Origin of the sequence: Alkalihalobacterium sp. APHAB7 (assembly GCF_048323755.1) — a bacterium.
Classification (GTDB): domain Bacteria; phylum Bacillota; class Bacilli; order Bacillales; family Bacillaceae_F; genus Alkalihalobacterium.
On sequence record NZ_JBLWFS010000007.1, the window covers coordinates 1 to 12,265 of the forward strand.

The window sequence follows — 12,265 nt, forward strand, 5'->3', positions numbered from 1 at the left end:
TTAAAAGTCTAGTGGCGATAGCGAAGAGGCCACACCCGTTCCCATGCCGAACACGGAAGTTAAGCTCTTCAGCGCCGATGGTAGTTGGGGGCTTCCCCCTGTGAGAGTAGGACGTCGCTAGGCTTATTTTATTTATATTTTAATGGGGCCTTAGCTCAGCTGGGAGAGCGCCTGCCTTGCACGCAGGAGGTCAGCGGTTCGATCCCGCTAGGCTCCACCATTAATTTTGCGGAGGAATACCCAAGTCCGGCTGAAGGGATCGGTCTTGAAAACCGACAGGCGGGTTAAACCGCGCGGGGGTTCGAATCCCTCTTCCTCCGCCATATCTTTTCAATATTTCATATTGCCGCGGGGGGGAGCAACAAGCAAAGCTTCGTGAATTAGCAACAAGTTGTTCCGACGCATTTTACCTCTTTGAAATACGAGAAGAGGAAGGAACAGTCAAGACAACTACGAAGCAAAACATCATCCGTATACTTTCATATTATCGCGGGGTGGAGCAGTCTGGTAGCTCGTCGGGCTCATAACCCGAAGGTCATAGGTTCAAATCCTATCCCCGCAACCAAAAAAATTATCGCATCTACTTCAAATTACTACTAGAAAATTATATAAATAGTGCTTGAAGAGTGCAACCAAAAGTGGTCCCGTGGTGTAGCGGTTAACATGCCTGCCTGTCACGCAGGAGATCGCGGGTTCGATTCCCGTCGGGACCGCCATAAGTTGGAGGGGTAGCGAAGTGGCTAAACGCGGCGGACTGTAAATCCGCTCCCTGAGGGTTCGGCGGTTCGAATCCGTCCCCCTCCACCATTTTTAACTTTACATGGCGGTTGTGGCGAAGTGGTTAACGCACCGGATTGTGATTCCGGCATTCGTGGGTTCAATTCCCATCAGCCGCCCCATTTTTTAATAATAAAATTTTTATTGGGCTATAGCCAAGCGGTAAGGCAACGGACTTTGACTCCGTCATGCGTAGGTTCGAATCCTGCTAGCCCAGCCATATTGCGGAAGTAGTTCAGTGGTAGAACATCACCTTGCCAAGGTGAGGGTCGCGGGTTCGAGTCCCGTCTTCCGCTCCATAACGAAATGTTATTTCCGGGAAGTGGCTCAGCTTGGTAGAGCACCTGGTTTGGGACCAGGGGGTCGCAGGTTCAAATCCTGTCTTCCCGACCATCTCATATAAAGCAAATATTCTGCGGGTGTAGTTTAATGGTAAAACCTCAGCCTTCCAAGCTGATGTCGTGGGTTCGATTCCCATCACCCGCTCCATTTATTTTATGGGCCTATAGCTCAGCTGGTTAGAGCGCACGCCTGATAAGCGTGAGGTCGGTGGTTCGAGTCCACTTAGGCCCACCATAAGTAAGGAGAAGTACTCAAGTGGCTGAAGAGGTGCCCCTGCTAAGGGTATAGGTCGGGTAACCGGCGCGAGGGTTCAAATCCCTCCTTCTCCGCCATTGTCATCTGGCCCGTTGGTCAAGCGGTTAAGACACCGCCCTTTCACGGCGGTAACACGGGTTCGAATCCCGTACGGGTCACCATTTTTAGAAGTTAGTAGTTAGTGACTAGGGGAAAATTTCAAACCCAACTAACCTCTAACAACAAAATGCTAAATGAAATAAACTTCAGGAGCCATTAGCTCAGTTGGTAGAGCATCTGACTTTTAATCAGAGGGTCGAAGGTTCGAGTCCTTCATGGCTCACCATTTATTTGCGGGTGTGGCGGAATTGGCAGACGCGCTAGACTTAGGATCTAGTGTCTTTGACGTGGGGGTTCGAGTCCCTTCACCCGCACCACTACATAGGAAAATTCTTAGATCTCAAGTTTAAACTTGAGATTTTTTTGTTTTTTAAAGATATGTTAATTTTATGTAATTATAGGGACTTTTAAATCAACTTATTGTATTATCAATTTAGAAATTTATAAGGAGTGATGTCGGCTACAGAATTGAAGACCAGTCAGTACCTGCCTCTATGCTTTCCCTTTTATCAAAATTCCCCTGGATTAAGACATTTAACTTACCATCCCTTATCATTAGTTCATTTGCATGTTACTAATAACTTAGTTTAGGAGTGCGTTGTCTATGAAAAAGTGGCTTAAATTACAAAAAGGTTTTACCTTAATCGAAATGCTTATTGTTTTAATGATCATTTCTATCCTACTGCTAATCGCTGTACCGAATATGACGAAAAATACTGATGTTGCTAATAAGAAAGGGTGTGATGCAACAATTGACCTGCTTCAAGCACAGGTTGGTGCTTATACGATTGAGGTAGGAAGCCCTCCTGCAAGTATTGATGACTTAAAAGATTATGCTAGTAATATATCTTGTCCGGACAAATCTAAGCTAAAGCTCGAAAATGGTAAAGTAGTAAGAGAATGAAATTAAATGAACAACAAGGCTACACGCTAATTGAACTCCTTCTTGTACTAACAATCATTTCCGTTGTCAGTTCTATTACACTGATCTCTCTTAACTCCACTTATTCCTCATATGAAAGAAAAGTTCTGCTCTCTCAACTCGAAAACGATTTGTATTATGCCCAGCAACTTGCGATATCTAATGGTGTCCATGCTGTTTTTTACTTCAATTCTGAACGTAACTGCTATGGTATCAGACAAAATAATCAAATTGTTTATGAACAAACAATTAATGTCGATGTTTCCTTTGAACGTGGTTCTTTAGGAATCACTGATGTCAGGTTCCTTTCTAACGGAAATATAAGTAAAGCTGGAACTTTATTTATGTATGTAGGAAGCCAACGGTATATGATTGTTTTTCATATAGGGAAGGGGCGATTTTATATTGAAGAGAGATAAAGGCTTTTCATTACTAGAAGTTATTGCTTCTATTTTCATATTTTCGATCCTGTCTCTTTCAGTTTTTCCTGCTTTTATAAAAGTTTATGATGAACGAATAACAATTCGTCAAGAAAGTTTCGCTAATGAAATGATAAATGAAACTATTCAACGTTGGTTATTTGAAAATCAATTACCAAATGGAGTGTTTGAAAAAGGGGAGACCATGTATCATTGGTCAGTGCTTCAAGTGACTGAAAGAAAGCTAAAAGTGTGTCTTTCCTGGTCGAGTAAAAATGGACGTGATTATGAAAAATGCGGATATGCCAAAAAACAAATCAAAGAGGATTTACATTAATTGAAGTTATCATCGCTTTTACCATTTTATTAATCATTGCCTCTATTTTCCCTCTCGTTATCAAAAGTATTCCTATCCTCCCTACTCCAACTGAACAACCTCATAAGCTACAAGTTGAATTATTTTTCAACCAATTTAGTATGGAAATAAGAGAAGCAAGTGAAATTGAAGTCACGGGTGATACACTTAGGCTTCGTAAACCAGATGGTGCAGTTATTTCGATTGAAAAGTATGGAAAACTGATTCGAAGGAGAGTTAATTATCAAGGACACGATGTATTTTTACGTCATGTATCTTCTGTGTCTTATCAATTAGTTCCTCATGGTGTCGTAGTATCAATAGTTGATACAAATGGAAAAAAGTATAAGCGAAGGTTTTCTTTCGTATGTTGTTTGGAGGTTAATAGTTGAAGAAAAATGGGCAAAAGGGTTTTATTCTTCCTATGACTTTAATTCTCTGTTTACTTTTATCTTTAGCTCTCATGCATGTATTGGATGTGTACCTGACGGAAAAAAAGTTCTATGCGGAACAAGAAGAGATTTTTCTCCTAGAGTCCTTACTGCAGATGGCTGCGGTTGATATAGTTGATGATTTAACAACCAATCGACTTTCTGATTCAGGTGCTTTTAATTATGAAAAAGGTGCAGCCGTATATTGGATTTTAGAAGAGACCCATGATACATTAAACATACAACTTAAAGTTAGGACAGAAAAGGAAAAGCAAAGAGTCGTTCGACTTCTACTAGACAAAGAAAAAATGAGGGTGAAGGAATGGATAGAGTATACGATGGGGTAAACATTATCTTTTTAACCGGATTTATGGGGGCAGGAAAATCAACAATTGGAAAAGTATTGGCTAAAAAATTAAATTATAAACTACTAGATACAGATGAAAAGATTGAAGCCATACAACGTAAAAGTATTGCAATGATATTCCAGGAAGAAGGCGAAGGGGCCTTTCGTTCATATGAAACTGATGTGTTAGAAAAGTTACCAATTGAAAATACGGTTGTAACAACAGGGGGTGGTATCGTTGTCAACGAAGTAAACCGAAAGATTATGCGAGAAAAAGGGAGTATTTTTTATTTGCATTGTGACATAGAGGAAGTTCTAGAAAGAACAAAAGGAGATACTACAAGACCACTATTGCAAAATAAATCAAAAGAACAGGTAAGTGAGTTGTTTTTGCAAAGAATGCCTTTTTACGAAGACGCTGATTATAAAATTGATACTACCCTTTTATCTATTACTGAAATTGTAGATAAGATTCTTTTGATCATGAATGATTCTCTCTCAAAGTGACAATAATAATATTAAATGTATGTTCGGGAGTGGGATCAAATGTCTTCATTTAATGATTATGTAAAATTTGTTACTCAACAATTTGTTTCTTATGTCGATCGCCCGAAAGAAGAGCGAATCGCATTGAGAAGGCAGAGGAAAGAAGCCAGGCCACCTATACAATATCAAATGTTCGGTATGTTACCTTTAGCTTTATCAATGATATTAAAAAAAAATCGAAATCGGAAAAAATAATAGCGTTTAACGATGATGGCTCAATCCATTGTGTTTGACTCTCAACCGATATTTTATCTTGTAATCAAAATTAGCAGGTTGAGTGTAAGCAATAATTGGGTCATCTTTTTCATGTTTTTTTGACAAAAAACTACAAATTATGAAAATTGATTTGAATGTTTATTGAATTGTATTATAATGGTACAAGACATGAAGAGGGAGTGACGTAATTTGGAGCAACAAACACTTAAGATAACCAGCGTTTTATCTGATCCAACTCGGTTTTCTATATATCAATATGTTACGAAACGACACGGTGATGTTACAGTTCAGGAAATAGCGGACCAGTTTAACATTCATGCCAATGTGGCTCGTTTACATTTAACTAAATTAGAAGATGTAAATATGGTAGTTTCAGAGACAAAGAAGACAGGCAAAGGTGGTAGACCAAGTCGTTTTTACAGATTATCAGATGAAGTCATTAGCCTTCAGTTTCCATATCGAGACTATCAGCGTCTAGCTGAGATGTGTCTAGAGACATTAGCTAGCTTTGGAGACGAGGGAGTAGAAGCATTAAAGAATATTGGTTATAAGTTTGGGATGGAATCGGCGAAAACATTTATAGCTCGCGTCAATCGTAGTATTGAAGATATTAGCGATGAAGAAAAAATTAAGCTTATTGAGCAAATAGCTTCAAATCAAGGACTAAATCCTGAAATAACTTACAATCAGGAAGAAAAGCAAGTAAATTTTAGCATTTATAATTGTACTTTTAAAGAGGCGATTAGGGAACACTCAGTTCCATTATGTTCTATGCACTATTCTCTATTACTCGGTATATTTGAGTTTTTCTTTGGGAAAGTTATACTCAAAGAAGAGCAATCCATGAAAAATGAAGGATGCATTGCTTGTTCCTATACAACAATTATTCTATAAGAGGATGTTCAAAAAGTCCGGGAAAAATCTCTGTTAGTAGATGATCATCGACTAAGCCCTCCAGTCCTGTGGGAATGTCGAAGTCACCACATCCTGTGGAAGCTCGTTGGTTTGTTGCTGCGTTCCTCACGTATTAATAGCATACGCTGCGGTACTCGCAACTGCACCGCCTCGAACTTCTTGGATCTTTTTGTCCTCCGTTTTGAACACGCAATATAAAAGTAATTATAGAAAGACACGATATAGACAAGGATAAGTCATTTACAAGCAAATTAGTTGTCATATATAATTGTAGTGTGCTGTATTTTTTTATGATATGATTAGCATAGACATGTGCTATTGTTGATCAATGGATTAAGACATAGAGAAGGAGGGGACAGGAATGGATCGTATGTTTCGTGTTTTAGGCTTCTGGACAGGTATTTTTGCAATACTTTTCTTCGTTGGAAGTATGTATAACATGGCGTTATTGTTTTTTGCACAAACAGGAGCTTTCGTTGCATTAAGCTATTTAAATTTATCAGAGCGAGTGTACATTTACCTTTTTGGTGCATACTTAACTGTTTTCTTTGTAGGTTTTACGTGGTATTCGCATTTCCTACTTGTACCAGGCTTTGGAAATCACTAATATGTAACTTCAGTTTACATACTGAAGAGGCTGACACTTATGAGTCAGCCTCTTTTTCAGCTTTTAAGAAAGACAGGCTTTCGGTCACTGTAAGTGATTTTGCTTGAAAAATAACATGAAACGCTTTACTCATTCCATCCGTAATAAGAGAACGTATCGCTCGATTTTGTTTACTTATTTCTGAAAATGGATTAGGATCGTAGTTTTCTTGTAAATAGTTAAGAATTCCTGCTTGGAGTAAAAACTGATCTTGAGTTGCAACGAGCTGTGTCTCCAGCCCATGCTCTTTACCAATCTTAATAAAAGGGTCCAACTGGATATGAGTCGTTAAATCCATATCACTCGGATAGAGTAAGGGGTCGTCAATCATTTGATGCTGATAGTAGCCCCTTAAACTACCATCCCCACGTTCAGGGTGTTGCCACTCTTCGTTCCAATAGCCATAATCAATTGTGAAGATGGCCCCTTTAACTAGAGATCGACTAATTTTTTCAATCCATTGCTGCATCGCTAACGGAATTTCGATTCGTTGATTGTTATTTAGCTTTGGTCCATATGTTTCTATCCACATTTGAATTTCTTTATTTTCAAGTGGTGCCTTCACTTCCATTAATTCCTCTAAATCATTTACTGTAATAAAAACTTCGTAAATAACATTATTTTGTTTTTCTATAACATGTACGGGAAATGCGTCAATTAATTCATTCGAAAATACAATTCCTTCAAAAACGTCTATATTCATATGTTCAATAGAGGGAGAGTAGTGAACGTTGTTAAATTCTCCTAGTAACTCTTTTTGCATCGTAATGTGATAAGGACTTTCCTCAATTAAGTAATACGAGAGTGCTTCATATGATTCTGGATATTTTGCTTTCCATTCTTTTAATAAGTCATAAGAAAAGCGACCTGTTCCTCCACCAATTTCACAGATGACGAATGGTAGATTATTTTTCGTAATGACCTCGTGAAAAATAGAACAAAATACTTTGGCGAAAATAGAATGAATATTACTTGTTGTGATAAAGTCACCTTTTTTTCCAACTTTTTCTTTTTGTTTCATATAATATCCATATTGTGGATCATAAAGTACTTTTGCCATATATTCTGCATAATTTATTTTTTGATTTGTTTGATTTCTTATGTAAGAAATGATTGGATGTGTCATAAACTCCCCTTAAATGCTCAAAATTATTATATTAGAATATTCTTAGTAGACCGAGAGAAAATTGTGTTAATACTGTTGACACAGTGTAAAGCCTATAATATAATTTTATTACATTGGTGAATACAATGATTTTGGGAGTCCCCCTCCCCCTCATAGTTCATTTATCAATACGATTTACTCCCCTTGTGACCTCCAAGATAGGAGGTCTATTTTTTTATGCTTTTCTAAAAGAATTTTACTAGAAACCGCTTAAAAATGGGTTTGAGTCCATTTCTTGACCGATTGTTGTCGTCGGTCCATGACCGGAAGCTACGATGGTATCCTCGGGCAGTTCGAGTAAATTATCATGAATACTGTCTAATAATTGTTGATGATTACCTCCAGGTAGATCTGTTCTACCTATACTGCCAGCAAATAGAGCATCTCCTGAAAAAACAATACCGAGTGGTTCAAAATAGAAAGAAACACTTCCCGGAGAATGACCAGGTGTTTCATAAATACTGAATTCAAAAGAACCAATCGTTAATGTTCCTTCATCGTGAATGATATGATCTGCGTTTTTAATGATAATCTCCTGATTTCCTAAGAAAAAAGCAGAACCATTCTTTGTTGAATCACCAAGCCAATCTGTTTCATTTTTATGTAAATAAACTTTAATATTCCACTCATTTCTTACATCATCAACTGCTCCAATATGATCGAAGTGAGCGTGAGTGAGCAGGACAGCTAATGGTGTAATTCCTTCTTTTTTTAGGTAGGCATTTAATTGTGGCCCGTCACCGCCTGGGTCAAAGATGACCGCTTCTTTTTGTTCGTTTATAAGTAAATAACAGTTGGTTTGAAGTGGACCTAGAGGTACTTGTTTCCAGTTCATAAAATCTCCTCCATTGCAGTTTATATAATCCTATTTTACACTGAATACATACGTTGTTCAAAGAATGGGGTTGGATATTGTGATCAGTGGGTTTGCCTTAGAGTTAAAAAATAACCATAATGTTGATATAAGTACATTAGAAAACTGCTATTTTCAAATTTATCAGCAAGAACTTTTCGATGAAACTGAAACGATGTATGTTTTTACTGAACAAAATGCTGTCGATACCTTAGCTGATCAATTTTCAGATTTAGATCTGATTGAGGAAGTTCATGAACTTTTACTTTTTGAAGAGTTGAAGGTATATGAAAAGTTTCCTGATTATGGTTGGAAAGGCAAACGCTATTATATGTATCGTGAATTAGTGGCACCGTTTAAGATTTTAGCTGGTGAAGAAGTGCAAATAAAAATGGCTGCTTTACAAATGGAAGAAGATTTAATTGCATATGATAATACCAAGCAAACCTATTATGTTGATCGTAACGTGAAAGAGTTAATTGAGGGATATGCAAATGCATATGAAATTCATGTAGAGTTCTTATAGAAAATGAGGTTATTAAATAGAAGGAGAACTTTGGTCCAAGACTCTATAAAAGAAAATACGGCTGACATCTTGGCCATTTTTATAAGAGCTTAGGAATCTTTTTTCCAAGCTCGACAATTTCAAAAAAAAAGAGTAAAATGAGGTAGAATGAGTCAAGCTATAGAGGGATATTCTGTGACATTTTCAAGTTTATAATGAAACATCCCTCATAAGTTATTATAATATAAGTGAAAATGCATGTAGTTTAAGCGTTATACATAAGGGGGGAAGGCATCGTGTTTCTTGGAATTAACATGACTTTAGTTGCAATTTTCTGTGCATGGGGACTAGTTCGTGAAGTGCGCAAAAAGAACTTTTTTGCTGTAGGATTTGCAGCAATTTCGTTAGCAGTGTTTGGCTGGTTTGGAGTTATGACACTAATCTCTGGTGCACCAGTTGCTCACTAATTAAAGAAGAGGCTGACATTATTATAGTCAGCCTCTTTTTCATTTTAAGAAAAGAACTGTTGTCTTAAGTAGAACATTCCACCGTTGATAAATTGTACGTGAATTTTTGGTTCATATTGACTGCGAAGTGCTTCTTTTTCGGTTTCATAGCTTTCAGGCTTTTCATCAACTTCTTCATAAAAACGGTTTAATAGCTGTAAATCTTCATCCCACCGCTTTCTTGCTTCTATTGCCCAATTTTTATCTTGTTCATTAATAAAATTTTCGATCGTTCGCTCTACCCTCAGTAATCCGCTTTTCGGTGTTATTAGTGGAGATAAGGTAAAGCAAAAATCAGGAATTTTCGGAGTCAATTCTTTTTCTCTTATCCTGTCAAAAAAATTATCGACTATTTGGCCGTGAATTAAATTTAACCCTAAGGATAAAATAACGTCTTTTTTCCGGTCACACTGAAACGAGATTTTCACATTTGTACAAAGCCAAGGTTGAAGAGGAATAGATCCATGTGGAACCAGTTGAATATTTTCATACATTCGAATAAATCCGCCGAGCTCTTTCGTTGTTTGAAAGATTTGATGTAATCTAGGAGATCCAAAGTGAATTTGTTCACCTTTAATTTCTTCCGGTGCTGCTGCATGATCAGTAATTAAGGTCATCTGCATCGGTTGCGGTGTCCCGCCTGTTTTTTCTAGGTAATGCCAGTAAAAAGGTCGATTCATTAATGTTTTGTCAAGGTCAATGGATAATTGAACTTGAAGATAGCCATCGCCACTATGTAGGATAGGGCTTTGATTGGCTGTAAAATAACGCTCTAAGTAATTATGGATGTGTTGCTGTTGCATGTGTATCGCCCTCCTCGTCATGACCCGATTCAGTCGAAATATCATTAATGATCGCGGATAAATGGTCCATTTTCACACGGACTTCTCCTTCTGAGTCGGAGTGAAGTAAAATCTCAGAAACGTGTTCTTCGAGTGAAGGTAGCTCTAATTTGGCTAATATGTCGTCAAGTTCCCCAACAACTCGTTCAAATAAGTTAATCTTTTCATATAATAATTTAAGAATGTGTTGTTCTACCGTATCTTCTACGGCAAAGTTGTAGATATGAACATCATTTTTTTGACCTAAACGATGAATTCGTCCAATTCGTTGTTCAATCCGCATTGGGTTCCACGGTAAATCATAGTTGATAATATGGCTGCAAAATTGAAGGTTAATTCCTTCGCCCCCAGCTTCTGTTGCAATCAATACTTGAGCGTGGTTTTGGAAGAGTTGTCTCATCCAATCTTTTTTGCCTCGTTTAAACCCACCTCGAAATGGGACCGAAGAAATACCGTGTTGCTTTAAAAACCACTGAAGATATAGTTGTGTTGCTCGGTATTCCGTAAAAATAATTACTTTCCCATCTATGCCTTTAATAATTTCAAGTGCTTTTTCTGCTTTTGAGTTTTGTTTAATATTTTCAATCATCTTAATAAACCGATCGCCATTATTTAAAGTACGACCTTCTTCTTTAGCTCTATCCATCATATTCTTTAGTGTCATGAATGCTGCTTCACGACTTGAACAAACTTCTCGTTGCAGTGTTAGCATACCAAAGCTACTAGTCAATACATTCGGGTCATGTTTTAAAGAAGAAATGGCATCATATAACTCTCTTTCTTCCTTACTAAATGTAATAGGAACTGTTTGTACAATCCGCTTGGTCCATTCTATTCCTGTTTCCTCACGTCTATTTCGTACCATTACTTTATTAACTAACTCACGCAACTGTTCATCATTTTTAGGAGCTCGTTGATTAGATCGGTAGTTCTTTTCGAACGTTGATAAATCTCCAAGGTGTCCCGGTTTTAAGAGAGATACAAGATTAAAGATTTCTTCTAACCGATTTTGTACAGGTGTTGCTGTGAGAAGTAAGCAAAACTTTTTCTTTAAGTTTTTTACGAACTCATAGTTTTTGGTTTTAGGATTTTTTAATTTATGAGCCTCATCAATAATGATTAAGTCATAATCTTGATTCATGACAATGTCAAAATGTGGATTTCGTTTAGCTGTATCAATTGAAGCAACCACTACATCACATTGTTCCCAGACATATGCTTTTTTCTGTGCGACTGCTGGAATGTGGAATTTTTGATTTAACTCGTATGCCCATTGAGAGACAAGCGAAGCAGGAACTAATATTAATACCTTTTTTGCAAGCCCGCGAATCATATATTCTTTTAAAATGAGTCCTGCTTCGATGGTCTTACCCAATCCAACTTCATCAGCTAAAATTGCTTTTCCGTTCATTTTTTCGATTACAGTATTTGCAACTTCAATTTGATGAGGGTACGGCTCTAAATGAGGCAGATGCTTAGGTGCTTGAAGACCATGAAACTCTGGAATGGATAAATGTTGCTCAGCTTCATAAGCTAATTGAAACAGCTCCCAGTTCGACCAAGGACCATCTTCATCTAACCTTTTGCAAAAATCTTCTTGCCAAGTTCTTTCAAATAAAACGTCTAAATTCAAGAAATATCACCCTTTCCTGAAAATTTTATATTGCCTTTCTACTCATCAATTGATAGGATATTAATATAATATTTTGTTTAAAACATAAAATTTCCACCTGAAAACTTTATAATGGCGAATGAAAGCAAGGGGAGAGCTCGTATATTGTTCGGATTTAGAACAAATTGGCGGCGCCGAAGGAGCAAGCGAAAGTGAATCTCTCAGGCAAACAGACTCTTGCTCGACGCGACTCTGGAGAGTGTTCTATGACTAGTAGTCTAAGAACCACCCACGAAGACATTCCTTGCTTCTTCATATAGTAAGGAAGAAACTTTCTGGTATCAGGACAGAGAAGTACATAGATTTAGTATGTACTTCTCTGTCTTTTTTTATAAACAGAATAAATACTTTAGTCCTGTCTAGATTAAGGTCAGATATATTGAATTATGCTTAATCTCAGTTAATTGCATTAATCTAGCGGCAATTTATTTTTACCTTCTATCTTGTATTCTT

Annotated in this window: 15 protein-coding genes, 15 tRNA genes, 1 rRNA gene and 1 riboswitch; of the genes, 27 read left to right on the plus strand and 4 right to left on the minus strand. The window is 37.3% G+C overall.

Features of this window, described 5'->3' with window-relative positions:
• Positions 1-7: 7 nt before the first annotated feature.
• From rrf to ACNSTQ_RS08985, 25 genes are all read left to right on the plus strand, one after another.
• Positions 8-123, plus strand: a 5S ribosomal RNA gene (rrf, locus tag ACNSTQ_RS08865).
• A 21-nt stretch (positions 124-144) separates the two neighbouring features.
• Positions 145-220: transfer RNA gene (locus tag ACNSTQ_RS08870), tRNA-Ala, on the plus strand.
• 10 nt (positions 221-230) lie between these two features.
• A tRNA-Ser gene (locus tag ACNSTQ_RS08875) sits at positions 231-323 on the plus strand.
• A 165-nt stretch (positions 324-488) separates the two neighbouring features.
• Positions 489-565 (plus strand) — tRNA-Met (locus ACNSTQ_RS08880).
• Positions 566-640: 75 nt separating this feature from the next.
• A tRNA-Asp gene (locus ACNSTQ_RS08885) sits at positions 641-716 on the plus strand.
• A 6-nt stretch (positions 717-722) separates the two neighbouring features.
• Positions 723-807, plus strand: a tRNA-Tyr gene (locus ACNSTQ_RS08890).
• Between the two features lie 16 nt (positions 808-823).
• Positions 824-899: transfer RNA gene (locus ACNSTQ_RS08895), tRNA-His, on the plus strand.
• A gap of 23 nt (positions 900-922) precedes the next feature.
• Positions 923-997: transfer RNA gene (locus ACNSTQ_RS08900), tRNA-Gln, on the plus strand.
• A 4-nt stretch (positions 998-1,001) separates the two neighbouring features.
• Positions 1,002-1,076, plus strand: a tRNA-Gly gene (locus tag ACNSTQ_RS08905).
• Between the two features lie 17 nt (positions 1,077-1,093).
• Positions 1,094-1,170, plus strand: a tRNA-Pro gene (locus tag ACNSTQ_RS08910).
• Positions 1,171-1,192: 22 nt separating this feature from the next.
• Positions 1,193-1,266: transfer RNA gene (locus tag ACNSTQ_RS08915), tRNA-Gly, on the plus strand.
• Between the two features lie 10 nt (positions 1,267-1,276).
• Positions 1,277-1,353, plus strand: a tRNA-Ile gene (locus ACNSTQ_RS08920).
• Between the two features lie 7 nt (positions 1,354-1,360).
• Positions 1,361-1,451: transfer RNA gene (locus ACNSTQ_RS08925), tRNA-Ser, on the plus strand.
• A gap of 9 nt (positions 1,452-1,460) precedes the next feature.
• Positions 1,461-1,535 (plus strand) — tRNA-Glu (locus ACNSTQ_RS08930).
• 88 nt (positions 1,536-1,623) lie between these two features.
• Positions 1,624-1,699: transfer RNA gene (locus ACNSTQ_RS08935), tRNA-Lys, on the plus strand.
• 7 nt (positions 1,700-1,706) lie between these two features.
• Positions 1,707-1,790: transfer RNA gene (locus tag ACNSTQ_RS08940), tRNA-Leu, on the plus strand.
• Between the two features lie 287 nt (positions 1,791-2,077).
• The gene (comGC, locus tag ACNSTQ_RS08945) at positions 2,078-2,377 is read left to right on the plus strand and encodes a competence type IV pilus major pilin ComGC (protein WP_418199503.1); all 300 of its coding nucleotides are present in this window, start codon (positions 2,078-2,080) and stop codon (positions 2,375-2,377) included.
• Positions 2,374-2,814: a competence type IV pilus minor pilin ComGD gene (gene comGD, locus ACNSTQ_RS08950; RefSeq protein WP_418199504.1), complete on the plus strand. Its 441-nt coding sequence runs from the start codon at positions 2,374-2,376 to the stop codon at positions 2,812-2,814. Before comGC ends, comGD begins: the two co-directional genes overlap by 4 nt.
• Complete coding sequence (locus tag ACNSTQ_RS08955) at positions 2,801-3,151, plus strand: type II secretion system protein (protein ID WP_418199505.1); 351 nt, start codon at positions 2,801-2,803, stop codon at positions 3,149-3,151. The genes comGD and ACNSTQ_RS08955 overlap by 14 nt, the downstream gene beginning before the upstream one ends.
• Positions 3,109-3,561: a competence type IV pilus minor pilin ComGF gene (gene comGF, locus ACNSTQ_RS08960; RefSeq protein WP_418199506.1), complete on the plus strand. Its 453-nt coding sequence runs from the start codon at positions 3,109-3,111 to the stop codon at positions 3,559-3,561. Before ACNSTQ_RS08955 ends, comGF begins: the two co-directional genes overlap by 43 nt.
• Complete coding sequence (gene comGG, locus ACNSTQ_RS08965) at positions 3,558-3,947, plus strand: competence type IV pilus minor pilin ComGG (RefSeq protein ID WP_418199507.1); 390 nt, start codon at positions 3,558-3,560, stop codon at positions 3,945-3,947. Before comGF ends, comGG begins: the two co-directional genes overlap by 4 nt.
• Positions 3,923-4,453 carry a shikimate kinase gene (locus ACNSTQ_RS08970; protein ID WP_418199508.1) on the plus strand — a complete coding sequence of 177 codons (531 nt, stop codon included), beginning with the start codon at positions 3,923-3,925 and terminating at the stop codon, positions 4,451-4,453. Before comGG ends, ACNSTQ_RS08970 begins: the two co-directional genes overlap by 25 nt.
• Before the next feature lie 39 nt (positions 4,454-4,492).
• Positions 4,493-4,687, plus strand: coding sequence for a YqzE family protein (locus ACNSTQ_RS08975; RefSeq protein WP_418199509.1), 195 nt, complete (start codon positions 4,493-4,495; stop codon positions 4,685-4,687).
• Positions 4,688-4,897: 210 nt separating this feature from the next.
• Positions 4,898-5,602: a helix-turn-helix transcriptional regulator gene (locus ACNSTQ_RS08980; RefSeq protein ID WP_418199510.1), complete on the plus strand. Its 705-nt coding sequence runs from the start codon at positions 4,898-4,900 to the stop codon at positions 5,600-5,602.
• 382 nt (positions 5,603-5,984) lie between these two features.
• Entirely contained in the window at positions 5,985-6,230 is a 246-nt protein-coding gene (locus tag ACNSTQ_RS08985; RefSeq protein WP_418199511.1) for a DUF2626 domain-containing protein, read from the plus strand.
• A 37-nt stretch (positions 6,231-6,267) separates the two neighbouring features.
• Here the strand turns inward: ACNSTQ_RS08985 and ACNSTQ_RS08990 are convergent, their stop codons facing one another.
• Positions 6,268-7,395, minus strand: coding sequence for a class I SAM-dependent methyltransferase (locus tag ACNSTQ_RS08990; protein ID WP_418199512.1), 1,128 nt, complete (start codon positions 7,393-7,395; stop codon positions 6,268-6,270).
• A 238-nt stretch (positions 7,396-7,633) separates the two neighbouring features.
• The gene (locus tag ACNSTQ_RS08995; RefSeq protein WP_418199513.1) at positions 7,634-8,269 is read right to left on the minus strand and encodes an MBL fold metallo-hydrolase; all 636 of its coding nucleotides are present in this window, start codon (positions 8,267-8,269) and stop codon (positions 7,634-7,636) included.
• A 79-nt stretch (positions 8,270-8,348) separates the two neighbouring features.
• Between ACNSTQ_RS08995 and ACNSTQ_RS09000 the strand changes: the two genes are divergently transcribed.
• Positions 8,349-8,813 carry a hypothetical protein gene (locus tag ACNSTQ_RS09000; protein ID WP_418199514.1) on the plus strand — a complete coding sequence of 155 codons (465 nt, stop codon included), beginning with the start codon at positions 8,349-8,351 and terminating at the stop codon, positions 8,811-8,813.
• A 275-nt stretch (positions 8,814-9,088) separates the two neighbouring features.
• A complete protein-coding gene (locus ACNSTQ_RS09005; RefSeq protein ID WP_418199515.1) occupies positions 9,089-9,259 on the plus strand; it encodes a DUF2759 domain-containing protein in 171 nt (56 codons plus the stop codon).
• Between the two features lie 44 nt (positions 9,260-9,303).
• On the opposite strand, the gene ACNSTQ_RS09010 is transcribed toward ACNSTQ_RS09005, so the two are convergent.
• Positions 9,304-10,101 (minus strand): YqhG family protein, encoded by a 798-nt coding sequence (locus tag ACNSTQ_RS09010; RefSeq protein WP_418199516.1) that lies wholly within the window; start codon positions 10,099-10,101, stop codon positions 9,304-9,306.
• The gene (locus ACNSTQ_RS09015; RefSeq protein WP_418199517.1) at positions 10,079-11,773 is read right to left on the minus strand and encodes a DEAD/DEAH box helicase; all 1,695 of its coding nucleotides are present in this window, start codon (positions 11,771-11,773) and stop codon (positions 10,079-10,081) included. The genes ACNSTQ_RS09010 and ACNSTQ_RS09015 overlap by 23 nt, the downstream gene beginning before the upstream one ends.
• A gap of 118 nt (positions 11,774-11,891) precedes the next feature.
• Positions 11,892-11,999: riboswitch (glycine riboswitch) on the plus strand.
• Positions 12,000-12,265 lie beyond the last annotated feature (266 nt).

Bases quoted from the DNA above. Each gene is read 5' to 3' on its own strand.
- comGC (WP_418199503.1), top strand. From the start codon at position 2,078: ATGAAAAAGTGGCTTAAATTACAAAAAGGTTTTACCTTAATCGAAATG.
- comGD (WP_418199504.1), top strand. From the start codon at position 2,374: ATGAAATTAAATGAACAACAAGGCTACACGCTAATTGAACTCCTTCTT.
- comGF (WP_418199506.1), top strand. From the start codon at position 3,109: ATGCGGATATGCCAAAAAACAAATCAAAGAGGATTTACATTAATTGAA.
- ACNSTQ_RS08970 (WP_418199508.1), top strand. From the start codon at position 3,923: ATGGATAGAGTATACGATGGGGTAAACATTATCTTTTTAACCGGATTT.
- ACNSTQ_RS08975 (WP_418199509.1), top strand. From the start codon at position 4,493: ATGTCTTCATTTAATGATTATGTAAAATTTGTTACTCAACAATTTGTT.
- ACNSTQ_RS08985 (WP_418199511.1), top strand. From the start codon at position 5,985: ATGGATCGTATGTTTCGTGTTTTAGGCTTCTGGACAGGTATTTTTGCA.
- ACNSTQ_RS08990 (WP_418199512.1), bottom strand. From the start codon at position 7,395: ATGACACATCCAATCATTTCTTACATAAGAAATCAAACAAATCAAAAA.
- ACNSTQ_RS08995 (WP_418199513.1), bottom strand. From the start codon at position 8,269: ATGAACTGGAAACAAGTACCTCTAGGTCCACTTCAAACCAACTGTTAT.
- ACNSTQ_RS09010 (WP_418199516.1), bottom strand. From the start codon at position 10,101: ATGCAACAGCAACACATCCATAATTACTTAGAGCGTTATTTTACAGCC.